The organism is Sphingopyxis sp. (assembly GCF_050916055.1).
Taxonomy (GTDB): Bacteria; Pseudomonadota; Alphaproteobacteria; order Sphingomonadales; family Sphingomonadaceae; genus Sphingopyxis.
This window is the reverse complement of record NZ_CP051527.1, coordinates 2,616,807-2,640,883: the sequence shown is the minus strand read 5'-3', so window position 1 is coordinate 2,640,883 and position 24,077 is coordinate 2,616,807. Positions and strand designations below refer to the sequence as shown.

23 protein-coding genes are annotated in these 24,077 nt (G+C 67.4%); 14 read left to right on the top strand and 9 right to left on the bottom strand.

All coding sequences use genetic code 11. The features are described from left to right. The first annotated feature begins 58 nt into the window (after nucleotides 1-58). A complete protein-coding gene (locus HEQ22_RS12840; protein ID WP_432768287.1) occupies nucleotides 59-619 on the top strand; it encodes a type 1 glutamine amidotransferase domain-containing protein in 561 nt (186 codons plus the stop codon). Between the two features lie 4 nt (nucleotides 620-623). Here HEQ22_RS12840 and HEQ22_RS12835 read toward each other — a convergent pair whose 3' ends face one another. Genes HEQ22_RS12835 through HEQ22_RS12820 form a run of 4 tightly spaced genes read right to left on the bottom strand, consistent with a single transcriptional unit; the run spans nucleotide 624 to nucleotide 4,480 of the window. After that, a complete protein-coding gene (locus tag HEQ22_RS12835; protein ID WP_432768286.1) occupies nucleotides 624-1,667 on the bottom strand; it encodes a phosphotransferase family protein in 1,044 nt (347 codons plus the stop codon). Then, the gene (locus HEQ22_RS12830; protein WP_432768285.1) at nucleotides 1,664-2,755 is read right to left on the bottom strand and encodes a hypothetical protein; all 1,092 of its coding nucleotides are present in this window, start codon (nucleotides 2,753-2,755) and stop codon (nucleotides 1,664-1,666) included. Before HEQ22_RS12830 ends, HEQ22_RS12835 begins: the two co-directional genes overlap by 4 nt. A gap of 49 nt (nucleotides 2,756-2,804) precedes the next feature. Continuing rightward, nucleotides 2,805-3,653 (bottom strand): metallophosphoesterase family protein, encoded by an 849-nt coding sequence (locus HEQ22_RS12825; RefSeq protein WP_432768284.1) that lies wholly within the window; start codon nucleotides 3,651-3,653, stop codon nucleotides 2,805-2,807. Next, the gene (locus tag HEQ22_RS12820; RefSeq protein ID WP_432768283.1) at nucleotides 3,650-4,480 is read right to left on the bottom strand and encodes a diacylglycerol/lipid kinase family protein; all 831 of its coding nucleotides are present in this window, start codon (nucleotides 4,478-4,480) and stop codon (nucleotides 3,650-3,652) included. The genes HEQ22_RS12825 and HEQ22_RS12820 overlap by 4 nt, the downstream gene beginning before the upstream one ends. A gap of 113 nt (nucleotides 4,481-4,593) precedes the next feature. Here HEQ22_RS12820 and HEQ22_RS12815 point away from each other — a divergent pair, with 113 nt between their 5' ends. Together HEQ22_RS12815 and HEQ22_RS12810 are read left to right on the top strand one after the other, a co-directional pair. Next, the gene (locus tag HEQ22_RS12815; RefSeq protein ID WP_432768282.1) at nucleotides 4,594-5,514 is read left to right on the top strand and encodes an alpha/beta hydrolase; all 921 of its coding nucleotides are present in this window, start codon (nucleotides 4,594-4,596) and stop codon (nucleotides 5,512-5,514) included. Next, nucleotides 5,511-6,281: an NTP transferase domain-containing protein gene (locus HEQ22_RS12810; RefSeq protein ID WP_432768281.1), complete on the top strand. Its 771-nt coding sequence runs from the start codon at nucleotides 5,511-5,513 to the stop codon at nucleotides 6,279-6,281. Before HEQ22_RS12815 ends, HEQ22_RS12810 begins: the two co-directional genes overlap by 4 nt. A gap of 169 nt (nucleotides 6,282-6,450) precedes the next feature. Here the strand turns inward: HEQ22_RS12810 and HEQ22_RS12805 are convergent, their stop codons facing one another. The 3 genes from HEQ22_RS12805 to HEQ22_RS12795 all read right to left on the bottom strand — a co-directional run bounded on the left by HEQ22_RS12805 (nucleotide 6,451) and on the right by HEQ22_RS12795 (nucleotide 9,705). Then, a complete protein-coding gene (locus HEQ22_RS12805) occupies nucleotides 6,451-7,200 on the bottom strand; it encodes a nucleoside triphosphate hydrolase (protein WP_432768280.1) in 750 nt (249 codons plus the stop codon). A 4-nt stretch (nucleotides 7,201-7,204) separates the two neighbouring features. Next, on the bottom strand, nucleotides 7,205-7,945 hold the full coding sequence (locus tag HEQ22_RS12800) for a methyltransferase family protein (protein ID WP_432768279.1): 741 nt from the start codon (nucleotides 7,943-7,945) through the stop codon (nucleotides 7,205-7,207). 230 nt (nucleotides 7,946-8,175) lie between these two features. Further along, nucleotides 8,176-9,705, bottom strand: a complete 1,530-nt coding sequence (locus HEQ22_RS12795) for a lipopolysaccharide biosynthesis protein (RefSeq protein WP_432768278.1) — start codon at nucleotides 9,703-9,705, stop codon at nucleotides 8,176-8,178. Between the two features lie 241 nt (nucleotides 9,706-9,946). Between HEQ22_RS12795 and HEQ22_RS12790 the strand changes: the two genes are divergently transcribed. The 3 genes from HEQ22_RS12790 to zapE are packed head-to-tail and all read left to right on the top strand — an operon-like array spanning nucleotide 9,947 to nucleotide 12,376. Beyond that, nucleotides 9,947-10,729: a succinate dehydrogenase iron-sulfur subunit gene (locus HEQ22_RS12790; protein WP_432768277.1), complete on the top strand. Its 783-nt coding sequence runs from the start codon at nucleotides 9,947-9,949 to the stop codon at nucleotides 10,727-10,729. 46 nt (nucleotides 10,730-10,775) lie between these two features. Further along, entirely contained in the window at nucleotides 10,776-11,264 is a 489-nt protein-coding gene (locus HEQ22_RS12785) for a PaaI family thioesterase (protein ID WP_432768276.1), read from the top strand. Then, complete coding sequence (zapE, locus tag HEQ22_RS12780) at nucleotides 11,261-12,376, top strand: cell division protein ZapE (RefSeq protein WP_432768275.1); 1,116 nt, start codon at nucleotides 11,261-11,263, stop codon at nucleotides 12,374-12,376. The genes HEQ22_RS12785 and zapE overlap by 4 nt, the downstream gene beginning before the upstream one ends. Nucleotides 12,377-12,385: 9 nt before the next feature. On the opposite strand, the gene HEQ22_RS12775 is transcribed toward zapE, so the two are convergent. Together HEQ22_RS12775 and HEQ22_RS12770 are read right to left on the bottom strand one after the other, a co-directional pair. Further along, complete coding sequence (locus HEQ22_RS12775; RefSeq protein ID WP_432768274.1) at nucleotides 12,386-13,429, bottom strand: polysaccharide deacetylase family protein; 1,044 nt, start codon at nucleotides 13,427-13,429, stop codon at nucleotides 12,386-12,388. 88 nt (nucleotides 13,430-13,517) lie between these two features. Next, on the bottom strand, nucleotides 13,518-14,060 hold the full coding sequence (locus HEQ22_RS12770; protein WP_432768273.1) for a phosphatase PAP2 family protein: 543 nt from the start codon (nucleotides 14,058-14,060) through the stop codon (nucleotides 13,518-13,520). 306 nt (nucleotides 14,061-14,366) lie between these two features. Here HEQ22_RS12770 and mdh point away from each other — a divergent pair, with 306 nt between their 5' ends. The 8 genes from mdh (at nucleotide 14,367) to HEQ22_RS12730 (ending at nucleotide 24,030) form a co-directional block, all read left to right on the top strand. Beyond that, on the top strand, nucleotides 14,367-15,329 hold the full coding sequence (gene mdh, locus HEQ22_RS12765) for a malate dehydrogenase (protein ID WP_432768272.1): 963 nt from the start codon (nucleotides 14,367-14,369) through the stop codon (nucleotides 15,327-15,329). Nucleotides 15,330-15,453: 124 nt separating this feature from the next. Then, nucleotides 15,454-16,344 carry a succinate--CoA ligase subunit alpha gene (gene sucD, locus HEQ22_RS12760; RefSeq protein ID WP_432768271.1) on the top strand — a complete coding sequence of 297 codons (891 nt, stop codon included), beginning with the start codon at nucleotides 15,454-15,456 and terminating at the stop codon, nucleotides 16,342-16,344. Nucleotides 16,345-16,435: 91 nt separating this feature from the next. Then, on the top strand, nucleotides 16,436-19,249 hold the full coding sequence (locus tag HEQ22_RS12755) for a 2-oxoglutarate dehydrogenase E1 component (RefSeq protein ID WP_432768270.1): 2,814 nt from the start codon (nucleotides 16,436-16,438) through the stop codon (nucleotides 19,247-19,249). Nucleotides 19,250-19,344: 95 nt separating this feature from the next. Then, complete coding sequence (gene odhB / locus HEQ22_RS12750) at nucleotides 19,345-20,583, top strand: 2-oxoglutarate dehydrogenase complex dihydrolipoyllysine-residue succinyltransferase (RefSeq protein ID WP_432768269.1); 1,239 nt, start codon at nucleotides 19,345-19,347, stop codon at nucleotides 20,581-20,583. Between the two features lie 11 nt (nucleotides 20,584-20,594). Beyond that, nucleotides 20,595-21,089 (top strand): YfbM family protein, encoded by a 495-nt coding sequence (locus HEQ22_RS12745; RefSeq protein ID WP_432768268.1) that lies wholly within the window; start codon nucleotides 20,595-20,597, stop codon nucleotides 21,087-21,089. A 12-nt stretch (nucleotides 21,090-21,101) separates the two neighbouring features. Continuing rightward, nucleotides 21,102-22,520, top strand: coding sequence for a dihydrolipoyl dehydrogenase (gene lpdA / locus HEQ22_RS12740; RefSeq protein WP_432768267.1), 1,419 nt, complete (start codon nucleotides 21,102-21,104; stop codon nucleotides 22,518-22,520). Nucleotides 22,521-22,527: 7 nt separating this feature from the next. Beyond that, a complete protein-coding gene (locus tag HEQ22_RS12735) occupies nucleotides 22,528-23,373 on the top strand; it encodes a hypothetical protein (RefSeq protein ID WP_432768266.1) in 846 nt (281 codons plus the stop codon). Nucleotides 23,374-23,478: 105 nt separating this feature from the next. Continuing rightward, the gene (locus HEQ22_RS12730) at nucleotides 23,479-24,030 is read left to right on the top strand and encodes a trimeric intracellular cation channel family protein (protein WP_432770874.1); all 552 of its coding nucleotides are present in this window, start codon (nucleotides 23,479-23,481) and stop codon (nucleotides 24,028-24,030) included. Nucleotides 24,031-24,077 lie beyond the last annotated feature (47 nt).

Here is a 24,077-nt window from a genome sequence, read left to right as displayed (position 1 = left end):
CATTGACGGGGACGCACGCGTTGGCTGGTTACACCAGAACAACGAAAGGAACCCCCTCATGACCGACCAATCCCCCCTCGCGTCGCGCAAGATCCTGATCATGGCCACGCACGGCTTTGAACAGTCCGAACTGGAAGTGCCGTGCGAACGGCTGGAGCAAGCCGGCGCCGCGGTCGACATCGCCTCGCTGTCGACCAAGGATATTTGCGGCTGGGACGATGACGACTGGGGCGACGACATCAGCGTCGACCTGTTGATCGCGGACGTAAAGGTCGCCGATTACGATGCGCTCGTCCTGCCGGGCGGCCAGATCAACCCCGACCTGCTGCGAGTCGAGGACAAAGCCGTGGCGCTGATTCGCGACTTTGCCGCGGCGGGCAAACCGGTCGCCGCGATTTGCCACGCGCCGTGGCTGCTGATCGAGGCGGGTTTGGCGAAGGGCCGCCGGATGACCAGTTACAAATCGATCCGCACCGACATCGCCAATGCCGGCGCCGAGGCGGTCGACGAAGCGGTGGTCACCGACCGCAACATCATCACCAGCCGCAGCCCCGACGACCTCGACGCGTTTTGCGACGCGATCATCGCCGCGGTCGTGCAGCAGCCCGTCGCGGCCTAGGACCCTAGAGCAGGTCGAGACTGCCGAGCGCCAGCGCCTGCCGGGCGGGGCGCTCGGCCATCACTGCGAACATCTCGTCGCCGCGCGCGGTGCGCTCGACGTTCATCGAGGCGAACACCGCCATGAAATAGCCGCTGAGCGCGCCGATCCGGTAATCGGTCCACAGCGCGTCGGTATCGAGCTCCACCCCGCGCCCGGCGAGCGCTGCGACCCAGTGGTCGAAAGCCGGGCGGTCGGCGGCGGCGCGTTCGAACGGATCGGCGATGCTGGTGCCGATCAGATAGGCGAGGTCGGTCGCGCCGCTGCCGCGTCCCAGCGTCTGCCAGTCGACCAGCCAGCAGCGTGCGCCGTCGGGTGCGAACAGTATGTTGTCGATGCGCAGGTCGCCGTGGACGATCGTCCGCGCCGCGGGCTCCCGCCCCAGATAGGCGTCGAGTTGCGCGACGATCCTGGCGCCGACATCGAGCACGTCGGGGGCCAGCCGGTCGGCATAGCGCTCACGAAAGCCCAGATAGAGCTGCGGGAACAAGGCGCGCACCAGATCGCCGCTGTCCCGCGACAGCCACGGCAGCGCCGCCAGCTGGGAATCATCCCAGCGCAACGCATGAAGGCCCGCCGCCGCATCGATGCAGGGGATCAACGCTTCGAGGCCCAGCCCGGCGAGCTGATCGCCCTGCCGCGCCGGGGCAAGATCGGCGAGCAGCAGGATGAAATCGATATCGTCGGCGGCAATCTGGGCGTGATAACAATGCGGTGCGGCCACCCCGCTGCCCGCCGCCAGCTCGCGGTACCAGCTCACTTCCTTGACATAGGTGCCGGTGAGCTTGGCGATGTTGCGGCTCGCCGCGTCGTGGCTGGGGCATTTGGCGACGATGCTCGGCGGCGCGTCTGTGCCGCCAGCCCAGTCGAGCGTCAGGCGAAAGCTGTCGCACATCTGCCCGGTGCCGACCGGAGTTGCCGCAAAGCCGCGCAGCGCGCCGCTATCCTGCCCCAGCGTCTGGGCGAGCCACGCCGGGGTCATCGCGCCGGGCGAGGTCGGAAAGCTCAAGCGACGGGATCCATCAGGCCCGCCAGCCCGGTCGGTGCGTGCGGCCCGACGAACAATTGTTCGAGCACGCCGACACCGCGATGGGTGCCGGTGCCGTCGGTCAGCTCGGCGGTGACGAGCGCCTGGACATGCATCGCCAGCGGGTTCGCCCAGCGGCGTTCCTCCACCGTCAACGCGTCGTGCGCGACGACCGGATCGGCGCCATGGTCGAAACCATGGCCCCAGACCGGATGGGTGTAGCCGAGGCCGCTCATCGCGAACAGTGGGCCCGAGGGGGCCAGCGACAGGGCGCCGCCGACGCCAAGATCGACATCGAGGCGCGCGAGTCGCCGCGTTCCCGCCTCCCAGGTTGGGGCAAAGGATGCAGCGTCGAAATGCCTTTCGACGCCATTGTCGGCGACGATCACCGCGCGGCGGTTCCATGGCGTGCCATCGCCATCGTCGTTGCTGTGGAAGAAGAGCGAGCGGTCAGCGAAATTGCACGGAGTCCACAACCAGAAGAATTGCGCGAAATTGCCCGCTGGCGGCGGCTGCGATTCGGCGGCGCCGACCGGGCGAATACCCCAGCTGCGGTCGCGCGTGCCGGTCCACCCGGTGCCGAGCTCGATCCGCCTGCCGCCCACCGACAGCCAACCCGACCAGTGGCCGTTTTGCGTCATCCGCGTATAATCCATGAACAGCCGCGTGCCGTTGCGGCGGACGAATCGCGGCTCCTCGATCGGAAAATGGCGGCCGGTGAAGATCAGCTCGCCGGCGAGCAATCCGTCGTTCGCGGTGACGGTCAGCGCAATGCGTTCCAGCGGGGCTTCGATGGCAAGACCGACCGGGCCGACTGTCAGGTCGAATCGCTCGCCCGCCGACCGGCGGCTGGCGTGCAATATGTGCTGCACCCCATCGACGACAACGCAAAACGCCCCGTCGACGATACCGAGCTGTGGGTAGAAGCCCATCGCCGCGGCGAAAAAAACCGAGCCGTCGGGCGCGTAGCCGTTGAAGAAATAGCGGTCGTAGAAATTGCGATCGCTGCCGGCGAAGGCGATCGGGTCGGGGGTCTGGTGCAGTGGAAAATCGTCGCCTTTGGTCAGCATCGTTCCTCATCCCGTTTTTTGTTGCAACCTAACGGGATAGGACGCCGCGTCAATGCACCGGCGGATCGACCGGCGGCACGGCGCCGACGGGCGCCACCGGATCGCCGGGTTCGCGCGGTGGCAGCGCGTCGGGGGGGATGTCGGTGATCTGCATCTGAATGGTGGGAATTTCACCAAGGTTGCGCACATCGACGGTGATTTGGCCGTCCACAACGCGTAAATCGTTGAAACTGGGTGGGGTCGAGCGGATGCGCTGTGACAAGGTGCCCGCCCCGATCATCCGCACCGGCCCGGCGGCGGTCGGCTTGGACAGATCGAACGCGTCGTGGACGTGGCCGGTCAGCACCGCGGCGACGCCGCGCGCGGCGAGCGCGGTCAGCGCCACCTCGCCGCCGCGGGTCAGCGCGCGGCTTTTGGTATCGGCCTCGACCAGCGGATGGTGGGCGGTGACCAGAATCGTAGTGGCGGGTGGCAGCGTGTCGATCGCGGCGAGCGTCTTGGCCAGCGCGCGGCGCGTCACCCAGCCCTTCGACCAGTCGAACCGCCACTGCGCGCGCGCGGTGGTTTTGAGCGGCACCACCGCGATCCCCGGAAAATCGAGCTCGCGCTCGACCAGCCGCTCGATGCGGTGAATGCGCGCGTAGGGACGAAAAAAGCGCGCGAAGGGATTGAAATAAGGGAGGTCGTGGTTGCCGACCTCGACGGTCACCGGCACGTCGAGCGCCTCGATCCAGTCGCACGCCGCGGCGAATTCGCTGGTGCGCGCGCGCATCGTCAGGTCGCCGGTGATCAGGACCGCATCGGGGCGCTCGCCGCGGACGCAATCTTCGAACCAGGCGAGCGCCGCGCGGTCTTCGAGTCCGAAATGGAGATCGCTGATGTGAAACAGTCGCGTCATGCGGTCGCGATGAAATCGACCCCGCTGGCCCCGACGGCAAATCGGGCCGGCGACGGCGTTTCGGCCAGTTCGCCATCATATTCGAGGCTGATCGCGGCGTCGCTCTCGAGAATGATGGCCTCGGCGCAGGTGATCGGCTCGCTCGGCCCGTCGCGAAAATCGCCGCCGAGCCACGCCAGCCCGTGGCGCAACACGTCGGCGGTGCCTTCGGCGAGGATGCCGTCGGCCTGGATGCCGGCCGGAGTGGGGGTGAGGATGACCGCCGGATAGGCTTGCGGATGGCCCGCCAAGCGCACGCTGGGGGCGTTGAGCATGTCGTCGAGCGCCTCGGGCGCGGCGCGGCTCGCCTCGATGATGCCGTCCTGGCGCATGGTTTCGCGCACCTCAGCCCAGCGCGTCGCGGGACCGGCGACGATGGTGATGAAGGCGGTGTCGGCATCGCTGCGGATCGTCGGGATGGGGCGTCGCCGTCCTTTGCCTGCGAGCGCGTCGGCGAGGATTTCGGGCGCCGGACGGTCGCCGTGCAACTGCTTCGAAAGCAGGTTGAGTGTGCCGCCGGGGAGCGGCAGGATCGCGCCGTCCCAGCCCTCGGCCGCGGTCGCGGCGGCGTTGATCGTGCCGTCGCCGGTCCACACCAGGAGCAGGTCGATGCCCTCTGCGCGCAGCGCCGCCGCGTCGGGGACCGCGGCATCGGGGAGCGCAAAGGTCGCGGCGAGCGGCGCGCCATGATCGGCGCAAGCGGCGACGATGGCGTCGAGGGTGGCCTCGTCGTGGCTGCCGCTCTGGCTGTTGCAGATCAGGGCGGGGCGCGAAAAGCTGTTGGTCATGGCCCTTCCTACGCACGAGGGCGCAAAAGGTCGCGTGCTCGGTGCTTGTTCGCTGGCACGGCGCCCTGTAGGGCGCGAAGCCTATGACGGCACGCAATCTCAAGGGGCGACGGTTGCTCACATATCTCATCGTCGCGGCGGCGGCGCTGCTGGTGATCGGCGGGGTCGCCCGGATGGTCGTCGCCGGCGGCGCAAGCTCGCTCGACACCGGCGACCGGCTGCTCGGCGGCAGCGACGGCGCGACGTTGCAGGCCGCCGATGTGACCTATCGGCCGGGGCCGCGCGGCAAGCTCGACATCTGGGTGCCGGCGGGGACGAAGAAGAGCGACCGCCTGCCGGTGCTCGTCTGGCTGTATGGCGGCGGCTGGTACAGCGGCGCGCGCGGCGATTACGGGTTCGCCGGGCGGGCCTTTGCGCGGCAGGGCTTCATCGTCGTCATTCCCGACTATCGCATCGTGCCCGACGGACATTGGCCCGATTTCCTGGAGGACAGCGCGGCGGCGGTCGCGTGGACCGCAAAGCATATCGGCGACCATGGCGGCGACCCCGGGCGCATCGCGCTGTCGGGGCATTCGGCGGGCGCGTATAATGCGGTGATGCTGGCGCTCGACCCGCAGTGGATGAAGGCGGCCGGCAGCGATACGTCGGTCATCCGCGGCGTCGCGGCGCTCGCCGGCCCCTATGATTTCCATCCGTTCGAAAAGGGCGGCCGCGCCGATGTCGCGATGGGCGATATCCGTCCCGTCGAGCAGACACAGCCGATCCATTTCGTGCGCGCCGATGCGCCGCCGCTGTGGCTGGGCCATGGCACCGCCGACACGGTGGTGCGGGTGCGCAACAGCCAGCGGCTGGCGGCGGCGATGGCGCGGGTCGGGGGCCAGGCGACGCTGCGCGAATATGACGGACTCAGCCACAACGACCTGGTCATGGCCTTCACCCCGCCGCTGAAATACAAGGGGCCGGTCCTCGCCGAGGCGAGCGATTTTCTGCGCGGGGTCACCGCGAAACGCGTCGGGGCCGCGCCAGCCGAATGACGACGCCGATCGCCGCGATCGTGATGGCGGGCAGCCGCCCGGGAGCAGACCCGTTGCTGGCGGGCAGCGGCGTCGCGACCAAGGCGCTGCTGCCGATCGCGGGCCAGCCGATGCTCGTCCATGTCGTGACCGCGCTGCGCGCCGCGCCGGAGGTCGGCGCGATCACCGTGCTGGCGCAGGACAGCGCCGCGCTTGCCGCCGAACCCGCGCTCGCGGGAATCGCCGACCTGCATTTCAGCGATTCGGGCGCGGGGATCAGCAGCTCGCTCGCCGCCGCGCTGCCGCCGGGCGACGATCCGGTGCTGGTCACGACCGCGGACAATGTGTTGCTGACCCCGGCGATGATCGCTGAATTTCTGGTCGGCGCCGCCGACAGCGACGTCGCGGTCGCGATGGTCGAGCGGCGCGTGCTGCTGGCGCGCTATCCCGAATCGCAGCGCACCTGGCTGAAGTTTCGCGGCGGCTGGTGGTCGGGGGCGAACATGTTCCGCCTGCGCGGGCGGCGGGTATTACCGCTGCTCGATTTCTGGGGCCGGATCGAACGCGACCGCAAGAAGGGGCTGAAGATCGTCGCCGCATTCGGGCCGGTGCTGCTGGCGACGGTGCTGCTGCGGCTGGTCACGATCCAGCAGGGCGTCGCGCGCGCCGGGCTGCGCTTCGGGCTGCGCGCGAAGGTCGTGCCGATGGCCGAGGGCGAGGCGTGCATCGACGCCGACAAGCTGGCGGATATCGTGCTGATCGAGAAGATTATGGCGGGGCGCGCCTAGGGTCCTGACCCTGGTTTCCGCCCGACCTTTCACCCTCACCCTACCGGCGCTTCGCGCCTCCCTCCCTCTCCCGATGGGAGAGGGAAGGGGCCCTCTCCCGATGGGAGAGGGAAGGGGCCCGCCGGCAAAGCCGGTGGGAAGGGTGAGGGTGTCGGGATTGATCGAGCGGTCAGGCTTCAGCCAACGCCCGATCCACCGCCGCAACCGCCAGCGCCAGCTCGTCCTCGTACGGGATCGTAGCGTCGATGTCGACGATCGGGGCGCCATTGAAGGTCAGCAGCGGCACCGTCGCGACCTTGCGCATGATCAGCGCCCGGTCGTGGTCGGGCTTGCGCGCCATCACCGTGTCGACATCGACGTGCAGGCGGATGACCAGCGTCGGCACGTAAGCCGCCATCTCGGCATAGAGCGCGCGTTCCTGTGCCTGCATCGCGGCGAGGCGCGGCGTCGTGGCGCGGCCGGCGAGGATCGGGCCGTCGTGGAGGCCGGGGACCTCGAGCTGCGGATAGCGGTCGGTGACGATCGTGATGCCGGCGCCGCGCCGGGCGACGAGCGCGTCGAACTTCGCGCGGCGTTTGCGCGATTTGTTCAGCGCATAGCGCGCCGCGAGCATCCCCGGGATCGGCTCGCCCGGCTCGCGCAACCGGTCGGCAATGCCGTCGAGGAAGCGGTGGAGCGGCGGGCCGACGATCGGCCAGCGTCCGATACGGCGCCCCTGCTCGCCCGAGCCGAGGCCGAGATAGCCGCTTTCCGCGCGGCGCGTCTGTTGAACATGCGCGAGCAGGTCGGCCGACAGCGTCGACTTGCCCGACCCGTCGCTGCCGACCACCGCGATGAGAGGAGCCAGCGGCCCCTCGGGTGCGATCAGGGGAGCGAGACCGCCCCCGCGCTTTTCGGGGGAAGCCTTTTGCTCCCCCATTGCGTCAGCTCAGTTCCTTGAAGAAACCGACCATCTTCAGCCCGCCGATGAGGAAGCGGACGACGACGAGCGCGGCGAAGGCATAGACCCAGGTCCACTGCTGTGCGGTGAGCACATCGAAATCGAAGTCGAGGCGCGCGAACCAGGTGAGGAAGACGGTGGTGGCGAGCAGGAACAGCTTATTCTGTTCGCGCCAGATCATCCGCTTCCACCAGAAGGGATATTTCGGCTTCACCCAGCCATGCAGGCGCGGCAGCAGCGCGGGGACGTGCTGCGCCCATTCGGCGTGCGCGGCGCCGAATTTCTCGCGCAGATATTCTTCCTCATAGATCGAGATGCGTTCGTAGATCAGGATCGCGAGCAGGAAGACGATCGCCCCGAACACCCAGCTGCCCGACAGCATCGCGAGGCCGGTGAAGTTCAGGATACGCCCGACATAGAGCGGGTTGCGGACCAGGCTGTACGGGCCGGTGGTGTTGAGTTCGCTGGCTTCGGCGGCGACCTTGGCGCGGCCCGAAGTGCCGAGCGCCGCCCAGCCGCTGGTGAAGACGCGCACGATCGCGCCGGCGCTGGCGACGCCGAGCGACAGCCAGAACCAGGCGCAGTCGCCGAACGCGGTCTGGAACGGACCCCAATCCTTGGCGCACCAGGCAATCAGCACCGAGATCGCGATGGTGATATAGATATAGGTGCCGCGAATGAAGAAGAGGCGCTTGCCGCTGCGCGCGAGTTCCTGCTGATACATGCTGTTCCGCCTGCTGGCCGCGCCCGCGCGGCTTCAGAAATAAAGTGGCACCGCTCTAGCGATTTTTACGGCCAAAATAAGACCGAATGTGCGGACCGACCCCCACTGCCGTTCGCGCTGAGCTTGTCGAAGGGCCGTTCTTTTCCGACCGACGCCGGAAAAAAGGACGGTGCTTCGACAAGCTCAGCACAAACGGTTGAGGGGTATGGCGAGCGTCCGCGGGCGTCGCATCAGACCAGCCGCAGCTTGCGCGCCGCCTTGCCGAGCGAGGCGCGGTCGGCGTGCGGCAAGGCGAAGCGCAGCGACAGCCAGATCGCGCCAGCGGCGACGACCAGGATCAGCGGCAGCGCGACGGCGTCGGGCAGGCGGCTGACCAGCAGCGCGGCGGCGCCCGCGACCAAGGTGATGCCGAGCCCGCGCAGCGCCACCGCGGGGAAGGCGGCGTCGAACGGCTGCAGCCGCTCGCCGACCGCAAGCTGGATCATCGGGATGCCCGCCATTACGACGAGCCCGATCGCCATCGCCAGCGTGACGCCGGTGAGCGCGTCCATGTGCCCGACGATCAGCCAGCCGGCGCCGGCCGCGACGATCAAGCCGAACATGCTCGCGGTCAGCTGGTGGCGAAAGGCGGCGACGACCTGCAGCACCGGCAGTGAAATGCCCAGCACCGCTTCGATCGCGCGCGCCAGCAGCAGGATGACGACCGCACCCTGCGCGACCTGGGCCTGATCGCCGAACAGGCTGAGCAGCGACGCACTGCCCGCCGCGAGGACGGCGGCGAGGGGCAGGGCGATCGCCGCGATCAGGCGGGTCGCATAGGCGTAGATGTCGGCGACCTGCGCCCGGTCGGCGCGCTCGGCGCTGGCGGCCAAGGGCGCAAGCACATAGACGAAGGCGACCCGCACCAGCTGGACGACGCTCGACAGCTTGCGTGCGATGGTGAACAGCCCCGCCGCCGCCGCCCCGGCCGCGCCGGGCAGCAGCAGGTTCAGGATCAGCGCGGGAGCGTCGCCGAACAGCCGCGCGATGACGTTCGAGGGCAGGATCGAAAGCCCGGCCCAGAAGGTGTTGCGCGCGGTCTCACCGCCGCGGCCGCCGCGCAGCAGCTCGCCGAAGACATAATAGCGCCGCAGCAGGCGGACGCAGAGGATCGCGGTGATGCCAAGCGAACAGAGATGCGCGAGGAACAGCCCCTTGAGCCCGAGCCCGCCGGCAAAGAAGGCGCCGGCGAACACCAGCCGCATGATCTGTTCCCAGACGATGCGCAGGCGAATCTCGGCGCCGAACACCATGCGCGCGCGCATCGCGCTGGTCGCGATCTCGACAAAGGCCCACAGCGGCAGCGCCCAGACGAACAGCTGGATCGCGGGGACGACGAGCGGCCGGTCCTTTGCCGCGACGTTGAGGAAGGGGGCGAGGTCGGCGGCGAAGACCGCGATCAGCGCCGCGACGACCAGGCAGGGGCCGACCCCGAAGACCATCGCGGTGCGCAGCGCCGCCGCCGCTTCGGCGTCGCTCGCCGATTGCGGGACGGTGCGCTGCATCGCGCTGGTCATGCCGAGGTCGAAGAGGTTTTCGAGCAGGTTGATCGTCGCCCACAGCACGGCGTAGAGGCCGTAGCCGGCGAGCCCGAACATCAGCACGTACAGGGGCTGCGCGACGATCTCGACCACCGCGCCGAGGCGCGCGAGCACGGTCGTGCCGAGCCCCTTGGCGACGCTGCGGCTGGTGACGGCGGGTTGGGCGGCGTCTTCGCTCATGTCGGCGCCAGTAGCGGCTATTTTTCTGAATTACATCCCTCCCCTTCAGGGGAGGGCAGCGAGACTTGGCGGCTCGCCGCCTAGTCGCAGCGGGTGGGGGCCAGAAACGTTGCACCAGGCCGATGGCCCCCACCCCAACCCCTCCCCGAAGGGGAGGGGCTTGAATTGCGCCATCCACCCCCTTGCCGACCTCGTCAATCGGGTCTAGTCCGACCCGCAATTGCATAGAGGAACCCGCGCCATGGCCGAATTTCGTCTGCCCAAGAACAGCCGCCCGCAAAAGGGCGGCACCGTCCACAAGGCCGAGGGCGCGCGCGCGGTCAAGACGTTCAAAGTCTATCGCTACGATCCCGACAAGGGCGAAAATCCGCGGTTCGACACCTTCGAGATCGACACCGAGACGTGCGGGCCGATGGTGCTCGACGCGCTGATCAAGATGAAGGGCGAGCAGGACGCCTCGCTGACCTTCCGCCGTTCGTGCCGCGAGGGCATTTGCGGCAGCTGTTCGATGAACATGAACGGCAAGAACGGCCTAGCGTGCACCACCGCGATCGAGGATCTGAAGGGCGATATCAAGATCACCCCGCTGCCGCATATGGACGTCATCAAGGATCTCGTCCCCGATTTCACCCATTTCTATGCGCAATATGCGTCGATCGAACCGTGGCTGAAGACCAAGACGACGACGCCGAGCGGCAAGGAACGGCTCCAGTCGCCCGCCGAGCGCGAAAAGCTCGACGGATTGTACGAGTGCATCCTGTGCGCCTGTTGCTCGACGAGCTGCCCCAGCTATTGGTGGAACAGCGACAAGTTCCTGGGTCCCGCGATCCTGCTCCAGGCGTATCGCTGGCTCGCCGACAGCCGCGACGAAATGACCGGTGAGCGGCTCGACGAGCTGGAAGATCCGTTCCGGCTCTATCGCTGCCACACGATCATGAACTGCGCCAACGCCTGCCCCAAGGGGCTCAATCCGGCGCGCGCGATCGCCGAGATCAAGAAGCTGACGGCCGAGCGCCAGGTTTGATCCACGCGGCGGTCCCGCGCCGTCGCCGCCCTGCGAAAGACCCGCTGTGAACGACGGAATCGAAGAGCCGAAGCGGCGCGACCATTTCAGCGCCGAGGCGCTGGAGGGCGGCTGGGTCAGCTGGGACCTGAAGGATCCGACGCGCTTCAACAGCTTCATCGAACCGCTGACCGTGCGCGCCGAACGGCCGACGGCGGACGGGCGCCCGTGCGCGCGGGTGCGGATGATCCCGCAGCGCCAGCACAGCAATCTAGGCGACAATGTCCATGGCGCAGTCACGCTGGCGCTCGTCGATATCGCGCTGTTCGCGGCGTCGCACCAGTTCGGTGCGCTCAACGCGGGGCATTCGGTGACGCTGGACCTGTCGACGCAGTTCGTCGGTGCCGGCCGGGTGGGCGAGCCGCTCGACGCCGTCGTCGAGCTGGTGCGCGAGACCGGGCGATTGATCTTTCTGCGCGGGCTGGTGGTTCAGGGCGCGGACGACAGCCACATCGTGCTGAGCTTTGCCGGGACGATCCGCAAGGCGAGCAAATGACCACCGCGGTGCTTGCCGCCTATGACGCGCTGGTCGCGGGTGGTGAACTGAGGCCCGATCCCGAGCAGCGCGCCGCGGTCGAGCGGCTGAACCGGCTCCAGACCGAACTCGAGGCCGAGCCGCCGCGGGGCAGCCTGCTGTGGCGGCTGACCGGCCGCAAGCCCGAGGCGCCGCGCGGCGTCTATCTGTGGGGCGGGGTCGGGCGCGGCAAGTCGATGCTGATGGACCTGTTCTATGACCGGCTGGGCATCGCGCGCAAACAGCGGGTGCATTTCCATGCCTTCATGCTCGACGTCCATGCGCGGATGCGCGAGGTGCGCAAGCAGGAGAGCGGCGACCCGATCCCGCTCGTTGCCGATGCGCTGGTCGAAAACGTCCGGTGCCTGGCGTTCGACGAGATGGTGGTGAACAACAGCGCCGACGCGATGATCCTCTCGCGCCTGTTCACGGCGCTGATCGAGCGCGGGGTGACGGTGATCGCGACGTCGAACCGGCCGCCGTCCGACCTGTACAAGGACGGACTGAACCGCGAACATTTTCTGCCCTTCATCGCGCTGGTCGAAGAGCGGCTCGACGTGATGGGGCTGAACGGCCCGACCGATTATCGCCGCGACCGGCTGGGCGACGGGGCGCGCTGGTTCGTCCCCGCCGACGATGCCGCGAGCGCCGCGCTGTCGGCGGCGTTTTTTCGCCTCACCGATTATCCGCCCGAGGACCGGGCGCATGTCCCGACGCTCGACCTCGACCTGGGGGGCGGGCGGACGCTGCATGTTCCCAAGGCGCTGAAGGGCGTCGCGGTGTTTTCGTTCAAGCGGCTGTGCGCCGAGGCGCGCGGGGCGTCCGACTATCTGGCGGTGGCGCGGCATTTTCACACCGTGATCATCGTCGGCATCCCGCGCATGGGAGCCGAAAACCGCAACGAGGCGGCGCGCTTCGTCACCCTCGTCGATGCGCTCTACGAATATAAGGTCAAGCTGCTCGCGAGCGCCGCGGCGCTCCCCGACGCGCTGTATGTGGCGGGCGACGGCGCGTTCGAGTTCGAACGCACCGCGAGCCGCCTTGCCGAAATGCAGTCGGACGAATATCTCGCGCTCGGTCACGGCCCGTCATAGGGTCAGACCTCAGGCGACGGCCAGCAGGATGCCCCCGGCGATCTTGCCCCAGCGCGACGTGTTGGCGGTGACATAGGCGAGGCTGCGGACATAGCGCACCTCGTGCGCCAGATGCCCTGCGGCCTGTTCGGCGGTGCGGCGCAGCGTGCGCAGCGGGCGCGGATCGGGCAGGCGGATCGGACCGGCGCGCGCCGGCGGTTCGGGCAGGTCGGCAAAGCCGCCGCTGGTCACGCGCGGATCGTTCGCGACGGCGCGGCACAGCGCCTCCATGCGCGCGATCGCCAGCCGGTTCGGCACCTGGCGGTCGCGGCTGAGCAATTCGAAACTGTGGCTGAAGGCCGAGAACTGGTGCGCCCCGCTCGCCGCGGCATGATCGAGCGCGTCGCGCATTTCCTCTTCGGACATGGCGCAAAGCTGCGCCGGGCGAAAGCTGTCGCTGCGGTCCATCAGGCCGCTGACCGGCACCTCGCACACGCCGTGATGCACGCGCATGCCGATGTTGCGGGAATCGAGCGCGATGTCGCAGCCATGCCCGACATAGGCGGCGTTGAAGCTGCTGTCGTAGCGCAGGCCGAGCGCGGCGAGCGCGCGCAGCGTGTCGTCGTTGGCGCCGAAATTGCCGGCGCGAAAGGCGGTGGGTTCGGGCGCGCCGGCGCGCACCAGCATGTCGCAGGCAAGGCCGATCAGCTTTTTCTGCGCCGCGAGCGGGAAATCGCCGATGTTGCGCCCGGTCAGGCGGCCGACCGGGTTCAGCCGCGCGAATTCCAGCCATTCGGTGTGGATATGCAGTTGCACCTCGTGCCCGCGCGCGACGATCGGCGCGACGATGTCGCGGACGATGGCCGGGCCGTGGACCAGCGCCGGCATCGGATCGACGAAATAGACGCCGGTCAGCCCGCGGCGTTCGAGCATGTCCATCTGGAAATGGATGCCGAAGTCGCCGTCGCGGCAACGCCCGAGGATCGAGCTGTCGAAATTGGCGCGCGCCGATGCGCCGCGCTGGTGCAGCCCGGCCGACAATTCGGTATCGAAACTGATGATCGCCCGCGTCATTCCTGCGAGCCTAGCAGCGCGGCGGTATAGGGAGGGTTAATCGGGGGTGGGCAAATCCCCTCCCCTGAAGGAGAGGGGCTTGATGGCGTTAGAAGCGCATCGTCACATCGACACCGGCGCCGTTGGTGCTGCCCCACGGAACAATCTGCACCCGGTCGTTCGCCTTGCGGGTGATCAGATGGCCAGTCGCGGTGCCGATCGCTGCGCCGACGAGGACGTCGCCGACGCGGTGCTTGCGCGCCTCGACGCGCGAGAGGCCGACGAAGGAGGCGACGACATAGGCGGGCAGCCCCGCCTCCCACCCGTAGCGGTTGTGCAGCGTCGCCGCGGCGGCAAAGCTGGTCGAGGTGTGGCCCGAGGGAAAGCTCTTGTTGTCGCTGCCGTCGGGGCGCCGCGACGGGAACGTCTCCTTCAGCCCCTGGGTGATCAGGATGGTGCCGCCGATGCTGCCGCCCGCCTGCAGCAGGCCGTCCCAGTCGCCCTGCACCGCCGGAACCCCGAAGGCGGCGACGACCAGCGCGTTTTTGGCGATCGTGCCGGCATCGTCCCAGCCCTCCTCGCTCGCCTCGGCGGGCGCCGCGAGGCCAAGCGCCAGCGCGATGGCGAAGCCGGCGGAACCCTTGCTGATCATAGGCGTCTCTTTCCCAAGTCCGAATGTCCCCTTTGGCTTATCGTGCCGCCGCCCGACGGCCAAGCAAATGTGACAAACCGGTCATAATCGGCCGCGATCCGACGATCGATTTCGCCTGAAACCATCTCTAAAGCTATTGCGAACTATTTGCAAAAAAAGGCGGAATTTCGCCCTTTTCGCGGTTGTTTCCTTACCGGAATCGGCGTAGGGGGTCGCCAGTCTTGGGACCGGCAAGGGGCTTCAGCCCGTGCCTCCGCCGGTCTGTGAACCAATTGCCGGGCTTGCCAGAAGGGAGTGCCGCGCGCCATGGGACGCAAGAAGATCGCATTGATCGGAGCCGGGAATATCGGCGGGACGCTGGCGCTGCTCGCCGCGCAGAAGGAACTCGGCGACGTCGTCCTGTTCGACGTGGTCGAAGGCGTGCCGCAGGGCAAGGCGCTCGACCTGTCGCAGGTCGGCCCGATCGCGGGCTTCGATGCGAAGATCACTGGTTCGAACGATTACAAGGACATCGCAGGCGCCGACGTCATCATCGTCACCGCCGGGGTCGCCCGCAAGCCGGGGATGAGCCGCGACGACCTGCTCGGCATCAATTTGAAGGTCATGAAGGCCGTGGGTGAGGGCATTAAGGCCAACGCCCCCGACGCCTTCGTCATCTGCATCACCAATCCTTTGGACGCCATGGTGTGGGCGCTGCGCGAATTTTCGGGGCTGCCGCACAACAAGGTCGTCGGCATGGCGGGCGTGCTCGATTCGGCGCGCTTCAGCCACTTCATCGCCGACGAGTTCGCCGTGTCGGTGAAGGATGTGAACACCTTCGTGCTCGGCGGTCATGGCGACACGATGGTCCCCGTCGTCCGCTATTCGACCGTCAACGGCATCCCCGTTCCCGACCTCGTCAAGATGGGCCTGTCGAGCCAGGACAAGATCGACGCGATCGTCAAGCGCACCCGCGGCGGCGGCGGCGAAATCGTCGCGCTGCTCGGCACCGGTTCGGCTTTCTATGCGCCGGCCGCGAGCGGCATCGCGATGGCCGAAGCCTATCTGGGCGACCAGAAGCGCATCCTGCCCTGCGCAGCCTATGTCGATGGCCAGTACGGCCTCGACGGCCTGTATGTCGGCGTCCCGGTGATGATCGGCGCCGGCGGGGTCGAGAAGATCGTCGAGATCGAACTCGATGCCGAAGACAAGGCCGGGCTGCAGGTGTCGGTCGATGCGGTCAAGGAACTGCTCGATGCGTGTAAGGCGCTGGATTCGAGTCTCGCGTAAATTGCTGTGCCCCTGCGCAGGCAGGGGCCCATCACCCGCGCTCGAAAGTCAAGGCGGCGGGTGACCGAAAAGTTTGGAGATGGGCCCCTGCCTTCGCAGGGGCACGAGAAATGGAACAAAGCGAATGAGCATCCTCATCGACAAGAATACCAAGGTCATCACGCAAGGGATGACCGGTGCCACCGGCACCTTCCACACCGAACAGGCGCTCGCCTATGGCACCAAGATGGTCGGCGGCGTGACGCCGGGCAAGGGCGGCACGACGCATATCGGGCTGCCGAACTTCAACACGGTCGAAGAGGCCAAGGCCGCGACCGGCGCGACCGCGAGCTGCATTTACGTGCCGCCGCCGTTCGCCGCCGACTCGATCCTCGAGGCGATCGATGCCGAGATGGAGCTGATCGTCTGCATCACCGAGGGCATCCCGGTGCTCGACATGGTCAAGGTGAAGCGCGCGCTGTCGGGTTCGAAATCGCGCCTGATCGGTCCGAACTGCCCCGGCGTGCTGACGCCGGGCGAGTGCAAGATCGGCATCATGCCCGGCAGCATTTTCTCGAAGGGCAGCGTCGGCGTCGTCTCGCGCTCGGGCACGCTGACCTATGAAGCGGTGTTCCAAACGACCAACGTCGGCCTCGGTCAGACGACCGCGGTCGGCATCGGCGGCGACCCGGTCAACGGCACCAACTTCATCGACGTGCTCGAGCTCTTCCTCGCCGACGAGGCGACCAAGTCGATCATCATGATCGGCGAAATCGGCGGCGACGCCGAGGAACAGGCGGCGCAGTTCCTGATCGACGAAGCCAAGCGTGGCCGCAAGAAGCCGATGGCGGGCTTCATCGCGGGCCGCACCGCGCCTCCGGGCCGCCGCATGGGCCATGCCGGCGCGATCGTGTCGGGCGGCAAGGGCGACGCCGAAAGCAAGATCGCGGCGATGGAAGCCGCCGGCATTGCGGTGTCGGCCAGCCCCTCCGAACTCGGCACCACGCTCGCCGAAGTGCTCAAGGAACGCGTCTGATCGAACGCCCGCCGGCAACATCGCGCTGTCGGCGGGCGTTGACCCTTCGGATGCCCTTACCACCATTCCTCCCCGCGAATGGACAATGACAATGAATCTCGAACGACAGAGCTTTGACATCGACGAGCCGCAGGCCGGCCCCAGCTGGGCGCCGAAGAACTGGCCCGTCATCGACAGCGACGACCTGACCGCCGCGCTCGACCCGCAGCAGATGCAGGTCGCGGTGAAGGCGGCGGCGGCGAAGGCCGGCGCGGCGCTGTCCGCCGCCGAGGTCGAGCGCGCTGCCGACGATTCGATCCGCGCGATGATGCTGATCCGCACCTATCGGGTGCGCGGCCATCTCGGCGCCAATCTCGATCCGCTCGGGCTGTCGAAGCGCGAACTGCCCGCCGACCTGACCCCGGAATATCATGGCTTCGTCGGCGCCGATCAGGACCGGCCGGTGTATCTGGGCGGGACGATGGGCCTGGAGAAGGCGACGGTGCGCGAGATCGTCGCGATCCTGCAGGCGAATTACTGCGGGCATGTCGGGCTGGAATATATGCACATCGCCGACGTCGAGGAGCGGCGCTTCCTGCAGGACCGCATGGAAGGCGCCGACAAGCGCGTCGAGTTCAGCCCCGAGGGCAAGAAGGCGATCCTGAAAAAGGTGATCGAGGCCGAGGAGTGGGAGAAATTCCTCGCCAGGAAATATGTCGGTACCAAACGCTTCGGGCTCGACGGCGGCGAGGCGATGATCCCGGCGATGGAATCGATCATCAAATATGGCGGCCAGTACGGCGTGCGCGAGATCGTGTACGGCATGGCGCACCGCGGCCGGCTGAACATGCTCGCCAATGTCATGGGCAAACCTTACCGCGTGATCTTCCACGAATTTTCGGGCGGCAGCGCCAACCCCGACGATGTCGGCGGGTCGGGCGACGTCAAATATCATCTCGGCACCTCGACCGACCGCGAGTTCGACGGGATCAGCGTCCATATGTCGCTCGTCCCCAACCCCTCGCACCTCGAGGCGGTCGATCCGGTCGTGCTCGGCAAGGTGCGCGCGCAGCAGGTCCACCGCGACGACCTGGCCAAGCATGAACAGGTGCTGCCGGTGCTGATCCACGGCGACGCGGCATTCGCGGGGCAGGGCATCGTGTGGGAATGCCTGGGGTTTTCGGGTGTCCCCGGGTACAACACCGGCGGTTGCATCCACTTCATCGTCAACAACCAGATCGGCTTTACCACCAGCCCGCAGTTCGCGCGCTCGTCGCCCTATCCGTCGGACGTCGCCAAGGGCGTCCAGGCGCCGATCCTGCACGTCAACGGCGACGATCCCGAGGCGGTGACCTTTGCCTGCAAGCTCGCGATCGATTTCCGCCAGCAGTTCAAGCGCGACATCGTCATCGACATGTGGTGCTATCGCCGCTTCGGCCACAATGAAGGCGACGAGCCGAGCTTTACCCAGCCGCTGATGTACAAGGTGATCCGCCAGCATCCGCCGGTGAGCGAAATCTTCGGCGCGCGGCTGGTCGCGGAAAAGATGGTCGAGGAGGATTTCGTCGCCGCGCATCGCGCCGAATTCACCGACCATCTGGAAGACGAGTTCAAGCTGGGGGCGAATTACAAGGCGAACAAGGCCGACTGGTTCGCCGGCCGCTGGTCGGGGCTGTATGCGCCGAAGGAAGACGCCGGGACGCGCCGCAACGTCGAAACCGGGGTCGAGCGCAAGCTGTTCGACGCGGTCGGCCGCGCGATCACCACGATCCCGGGCGACCTCGACGCCCACAAGACGCTGCGCCGCGTGATCGACGGGCGCGCCGAGATGTTCAAGTCGGGCGAGAAGTTCGACTGGGCGACCGGCGAGGCGCTCGCGTTCGGGACGCTGCTCAGCGAAGGCTATCAGGTCCGCCTGTCGGGGCAGGATTCGGGGCGCGGCACCTTCAGCCAGCGCCACGCGGTGTGGGTCGACCAGACGAGCGAGCGCAAATATATCCCGCTCGCGACGCTGCCGCACGGCCGCTTCGAGGTGCTCGACAGCCCGCTTTCCGAATATGGCGTGCTCGGCTTCGAATATGGCTATGCGATGGCCGATCCGAAGTCGCTGGTGCTGTGGGAAGCGCAGTTCGGCGATTTCGCCAACGGCGCCCAGATCATGATCGACCAGTTCATCGCGTCGGGCGAGGCCAAGTGGCTGCGCGCCAACGGGCTCGTGCTGCTGCTGCCGCACGGCTATGAAGGGCAGGGCCCCGAACATAGCTCGGCGCGCCTCGAACGCTTCCTGCAACTGTGCGCGGGTGACAATATCCAGGTGTGCAACATCACGACGCCGGCGAATTATTTCCACGTCCTGCGCCGCCAGATGCTGCGCGATTTCCGCAAACCGCTGATCATCATGACGCCGAAGTCGCTGCTGCGGCACAAGCTGGCGGTCAGCCCGCGCGAGGATTTCATCGGCGAATCGCATTTCATGCGCATCCTGTCGGACATGACCCCGCCGGCCGACGACAAGGTGAAGCGGCTGGTGCTCTGTTCGGGCAAGGTCGCCTATGACCTGATGGAGGCGCGCGATACCGCGGGCCTCGACGACGTCAGCGTGGTGCGCATCGAACAGCTCTATCCCTTCCCCGGCGAGGCGCTGGCGGTGCGGCTGAAGCGGATGCCCAACCTCGAATGCGTCGTCTGGGCGCAGGAAGAGCCGAAGAACAACGGCGCCTGGTTCCACGTCGACCGGCTGATCGAGGACAGCCTCGACGAAGCGGGGCACAAGGGGATGCGGCCGCGCTACGCCGGCCGCCACGCCGCCGCGTCGCCCGCGACCGGTCTGATGAGCCGCCACCAGACCGAGCAGGCGGCGCTGGTCGCCGATGCACTCGGCCTGTCGGTGCGCGCCGAAATCCGCCGGACCAAGAAGAAGGCCTAGGTTCACAGGATGGACCCCTGCGAAGGCAGGGGGTCATCTCCAACCGTTTGATGATGGACCCCTGCCTTGGCAGGGGTACGGAAAGAGAAGAGACGATGAGCACCGAAGTCAAAGTCCCCACGCTGGGTGAAAGCGTCACCGAAGCGACGATCGGCGAATGGCTGAAAAAGCCGGGCGACGCGGTCGCGGTCGACGAGCCGATCGCCAGCCTCGAGACCGACAAGGTCGCGGTCGAGGTTCCTTCGCCGGTCGCCGGCGTGATGGGCCAGCAGGTCGCCGCGGTCGGCGATACGGTCAATGTCGGCGCGGTCATCGCGACGATCGACGCGGGCGATGGCAAGGCCGCCGCGCCCGCCGCTGCACCCGCGCCCGCGCCCGCCAAGGCCGAAGCCGCGGCGCCGGCGCCCGCCGCATCGGCCCCCGCCGCCGACGAAGGCGATGGCGTCACGACGCTGTCGCCCGCGGTGCGCCGCCTGGTGCTCGAGCATGGGCTCGACCCCAGCAAGATCAAGGGCAGCGGCAAGGACGGCCGGCTGACCAAGGAAGATGTGCTCGCCGCCGCCAATGCGGCGCCCGAGGCTGCGCCGGCCCCGGCCGCCGCGGCGCCCGCCCCCGCCGCGAGCGGCGCACCGGGCCGGCAGGAAGAGCGCGTCAAGATGACGCGCCTGCGCCAGACGATCGCCAAGCGGCTGAAATCGGCGCAGGACACCGCGGCGATGCTGACGACGTTCAACGACGTCGACATGTCGGCGGTGATCGAGGCGCGCACGCGTTACAAGGACCTGTTCGAAAAGAAGCATGGCGTGCGGCTGGGCTTCATGGGCTTTTTCAGCAAGGCGGCGTGCCTCGCGCTGAAGGACATTCCCGCGGTCAACGGCCGGATCGACGGCGACGAGATCGTCTATAACAATTATATGGACATCTCGGTTGCGGTCAGCGGCCCGAGCGGGCTGGTCGTGCCGGTGATCCGCAACGCAGAGACGCTGAGCTTTGCCGAGATCGAAAAGACGATCGGCGACTTCGGCAAGCGCGCCAAGGACGGCACGCTGACGATGGACGACATGACCGGCGGCACCTTTACCATTTCGAACGGTGGCGTGTTTGGGTCGCTGATGTCGACCCCGATCATCAACCCGCCGCAGTCGGCGGTGCTCGGCCTCCACCGCATCGAGGACCGCGCGGTGGTGGTGAACGGCGAAATCGTCGTGCGTCCGATGATGTATCTGGCGCTGAGCTATGACCACCGCCTGGTCGACGGCCGCGAGGCGGTGACCTTCCTGAAGACGATCAAGGAAGCGATCGAGGATCCGACGCGGTTGCTGATCAATTTGTAAGGACGTCGAAGATGGGCATGGTTTGGGTCGCCACTTTCGCTACCGACGAGGACATCGCTTCGATCCGGCGCCAACCGGATAACGCGTATGACTTCGTCAATTCGGAGGTGGCCTATAAATCGGGTCAGCAGATCGATTTGGACAAGCAATGGCATGGCGTCCACTTTCTGTTGACTGGATCGGCCGGCGCGACCAGCGATCAGCTGAGCATCATTATCGGCAACTTTGAAGAGATTGGCCCCGACAACGGATACGGACCGGCCTGGATTATCCCAGCTGCATCGCTTGCCTCGTGCCATCGAGAGCTTGTAAAACTTGGCGACGAAGAAATCGCTGCGCGCTTTGATCCGCAGGCCATGAAGCAAGAAGATGTCTATCTTGCTGATCTGTTTGTTGATGAGGGCGAGGAAGCGCGAGGGTTTCTCATGCAAGATGTCAGTCGCTTGCGCGCATTCATAGGTAAAGCGGCAGAGCAGTCGCTTAACGCCATTGCACTTATCACGTGAAACGGAACCACCATGTCTGATCAGAACTACGACTACGACGTCCTTGTCATCGGTGCCGGCCCGGGCGGTTACGTCGCGGCGATTCGCGCGGCGCAGCTGGGGCTGAAGACCGCGTGCGCCGAAGGGCGCGAGACGCTGGGCGGGACGTGCCTCAACGTCGGCTGCATTCCGTCGAAGGCGATGCTGCACGCGTCGGAATATTATGACGCCGCGGCGAATGGCGCGATGGCGAAGATGGGGATCGACGTGACCCCCAAGCTGAACCTGCCCGCGATGCACGGCCAGCGCATCGACGCGGTCAAGGGGCTGACCGGCGGCATCGAATTCCTGTTCAAGAAGAACAAGGTCGACTGGCTGAAGGGCTATGCGAACTTCACCTCCGCCGACACGGTCGAGGTTGCGGGCAAGGCCTATCGCGCGAAGAATATCATCATCGCCACCGGATCGTCGGTGACCCCGCTGCCGGGTGTCGAGGTCGACAACGACAAGCAGATCATCGTAGATTCGACCGGCGCGCTCGAGCTTGCGAAGGTACCGGACCATATGGTCGTCATCGGCGGCGGCGTGATCGGGCTCGAGCTTGGCAGCGTGTGGCGCCGCCTCGGCGCCAAGGTCACCTGCGTCGAGTTCCTCGACCAGATCCTGCCCGGCATGGACGCCGACATCCGCAAGGATGCCAACCGCATCTTCAAGAAGCAGGGCATCGAGTTCAAGCTGAAGACCAAAGTCACCGGCGCATCGGTCAAGGGCAAGAAGGCGGTTCTGACGCTCGAACCCGCCGCGGGCGGCGACGCCGAAACGCTCGAGGCCGATGTCGTGCTGGTGTCGATCGGGCGGCGCCCGAACACCGACGGCCTGGCGCTCGACAAGGCGGGGCTGGCGGTCAACCAGCGCGGCCAGATCGAAACCGGCCATGATTTCCGCACCACGGTCGATGGGATTTGGGCGATCGGCGACGTCATCCCCGGCCCGATGCTCGCGCACAAGGCCGAGGATGAAGGCATCGCCTGCGCCGAGAATATCGCGGGTCAGACCGGGATCGTGAACCACGACGTCATCCCCTCGGTCGTCTATACCTGGCCCGAAATTGCCGGGGTCGGCCTGACCGAAGAGCAGGCGAAGGAACGTCTTTCGGCTTCTGGGGGCGAGGTCAAGGTCGGCAAATTCCCGATGGCGGGCAACAGCCGTGCCAAGACCAACCACGAGCCCGATGGGTTCGTGAAGATCATCTCCGACGCCAAGACCGACCGCGTGCTCGGCGTGTGGTGCATCGCCAGCGTCGCGGGCACGATGATCGCCGAAGCCGCGATCGCGATGGAGTTCGGCGCGACGTCCGAAGACATCGCCTACACCTGCCACGCGCACCCGACCCACAGCGAGGCGATCAAGGAAGCCGCCATGGCGGTGACCGGCAAGCCGATCCACGTCTGAAGCAGCGGTGTCGGGGCCGCGCCAACCGACCGCGCCATGCCCGCCGCCCTGGCTGCCGGCAGCGGCGCTGGTCGCGGCGGTCGCGAGCGGTCTGCTGGTCTTCCGCATCGGCGGCGCGCCGGCCGCGTATTTGCCGCTCAACGCCGGGTCGCTGCTCCTGGCGGTGATCGCGATGTTTGCGATGCCCGCCGGTCGGCTCGGCAGCCGCGGCGCGATCGGGATTGTCGCGCTCGGCCTTGCTGCGATCGGCGCGACGCTGGTCAGCGGCATCGACCTCGACGGCGTGCGCCGCTGGCTGCCGGTCGGCCCGGTTCGGCTGCACGCCGCGCTGTTGCTGTTGCCGGCGATGCTCGCGGCGCTGCCGCGCCTTTCCGATCGCTGGCAGCTGGCGGCGGTGACCGCGGTCGCCGCGATCATCCTGCTGCAACCCGACTTCGCCGCCGCACTGGCGCTTGCTGCCGGTTATATCGCGTCGCACGGGCGGCGCTGGCGCGAACCGGTGATCGCCGCCGGGCACGGCGTGGCCCTGCTGTGCGCGATCGCCAGCCTCTTTCGCGCCGATCCCCTGGCGCCGGTCCGCTTCGTCGAACATATGGTCGCCGACAGCTGGGTGCTGCATCCGGGGTTCGGCCTGCTCATGGTCGCGGCATTGCTGTTCGCGATCCTTGCGCCGGTTTTGGCGAAGCGATTCGATCGGGCTAGCGCGCTTGGCGTCGCGGGTGCATGGGGCGGCTTTACCGCGGCGTCGCTGGTCGGGGCCTATCCGACCCCGCTTGCTGGCTATGGCGCGGCGGCCATAGTGGGTTATGGGCTGGCAATTGCGGTGCTGCGCGGCTTGCCTGCGCGCGGCTGATCGTCCGGCATCGGCCTTACCGGGGACACAAGATTGACCAGCGAAACGATCATCCGCCTGCTCGACCTCGCCGGCATCGCCGTCTTCGCGCTGTCGGGCGCGCTGATGGCGGTGCGGCTGCGCCAGACGCTGGTCACCGCCGGTTTCTTTGCGCTGGTCACCGGGGTCGGCGGCGGCAGCGTGCGCGACCTGTTGATCGGCGCGCCGGTGTTCTGGGTACAGGATGGGGCGATCGCGGCGGTGTGCATCGCGATCGCGCTGATCGTGTGGATCACCCCCGAACGCTGGTGGCAGGGACAATTGCTCGAATGGGCCGACGCGGTCGGGCTTGCCGCCTATGCGGTGTTCGGCACCGCCAAGGCGCTGGCGTGGGGGGTGCCGACGGTGCCGGCGCTGTTGATGGGCGTCATCACCGGCTGCGTCGGCGGCACGATCCGCGACATGCTGGCGGGGGTGCCGTCGATCATCGTGCGGCCCGAAATCTATGTCACCGCCGCGGCGCTGGCGTCGGGGCTGTTCCTTGTCCTGCTCGCGCTGGGGCTTGGCACCCCGGTCGCGGCGCTGGTCGGAGCGGTCGCGGGTTTTGCGCTGCGCGGCGCAGCGATCCGCTGGTCGCTGGCGCTGCCGGCCTATCGCGATCCGAAGGGCGGAGGCTGAGTCGCCCCGCTTGACGTTCGCGTCAACTGCGCCAAGGTGCAGGAAAT

What these genes read in the sequence shown, in the direction of transcription:
- HEQ22_RS12770 (WP_432768273.1), bottom strand. Translation starts at nt 14,060, where the DNA reads ATGATCAGCAAGGGTTCCGCCGGCTTCGCCATCGCGCTGGCGCTTGGC.
- HEQ22_RS12800 (WP_432768279.1), bottom strand. Translation starts at nt 7,945, where the DNA reads ATGTATCAGCAGGAACTCGCGCGCAGCGGCAAGCGCCTCTTCTTCATT.
- lpdA (WP_432768267.1), top strand. Translation starts at nt 21,102, where the DNA reads ATGTCTGATCAGAACTACGACTACGACGTCCTTGTCATCGGTGCCGGC.
- HEQ22_RS12730 (WP_432770874.1), top strand. Translation starts at nt 23,479, where the DNA reads ATGGCGGTGCGGCTGCGCCAGACGCTGGTCACCGCCGGTTTCTTTGCG.
- HEQ22_RS12805 (WP_432768280.1), bottom strand. Translation starts at nt 7,200, where the DNA reads ATGGGGGAGCAAAAGGCTTCCCCCGAAAAGCGCGGGGGCGGTCTCGCT.
- zapE (WP_432768275.1), top strand. Translation starts at nt 11,261, where the DNA reads ATGACCACCGCGGTGCTTGCCGCCTATGACGCGCTGGTCGCGGGTGGT.
- HEQ22_RS12790 (WP_432768277.1), top strand. Translation starts at nt 9,947, where the DNA reads ATGGCCGAATTTCGTCTGCCCAAGAACAGCCGCCCGCAAAAGGGCGGC.
- HEQ22_RS12820 (WP_432768283.1), bottom strand. Translation starts at nt 4,480, where the DNA reads ATGACCAACAGCTTTTCGCGCCCCGCCCTGATCTGCAACAGCCAGAGC.
- HEQ22_RS12795 (WP_432768278.1), bottom strand. Translation starts at nt 9,705, where the DNA reads ATGAGCGAAGACGCCGCCCAACCCGCCGTCACCAGCCGCAGCGTCGCC.
- HEQ22_RS12825 (WP_432768284.1), bottom strand. Translation starts at nt 3,653, where the DNA reads ATGACGCGACTGTTTCACATCAGCGATCTCCATTTCGGACTCGAAGAC.
- HEQ22_RS12755 (WP_432768270.1), top strand. Translation starts at nt 16,436, where the DNA reads ATGAATCTCGAACGACAGAGCTTTGACATCGACGAGCCGCAGGCCGGC.
- HEQ22_RS12775 (WP_432768274.1), bottom strand. Translation starts at nt 13,429, where the DNA reads ATGACGCGGGCGATCATCAGTTTCGATACCGAATTGTCGGCCGGGCTG.
- HEQ22_RS12840 (WP_432768287.1), top strand. Translation starts at nt 59, where the DNA reads ATGACCGACCAATCCCCCCTCGCGTCGCGCAAGATCCTGATCATGGCC.
- HEQ22_RS12745 (WP_432768268.1), top strand. Translation starts at nt 20,595, where the DNA reads ATGGGCATGGTTTGGGTCGCCACTTTCGCTACCGACGAGGACATCGCT.
- mdh (WP_432768272.1), top strand. Translation starts at nt 14,367, where the DNA reads ATGGGACGCAAGAAGATCGCATTGATCGGAGCCGGGAATATCGGCGGG.
- HEQ22_RS12830 (WP_432768285.1), bottom strand. Translation starts at nt 2,755, where the DNA reads ATGCTGACCAAAGGCGACGATTTTCCACTGCACCAGACCCCCGACCCG.
- HEQ22_RS12810 (WP_432768281.1), top strand. Translation starts at nt 5,511, where the DNA reads ATGACGACGCCGATCGCCGCGATCGTGATGGCGGGCAGCCGCCCGGGA.
- odhB (WP_432768269.1), top strand. Translation starts at nt 19,345, where the DNA reads ATGAGCACCGAAGTCAAAGTCCCCACGCTGGGTGAAAGCGTCACCGAA.
- sucD (WP_432768271.1), top strand. Translation starts at nt 15,454, where the DNA reads ATGAGCATCCTCATCGACAAGAATACCAAGGTCATCACGCAAGGGATG.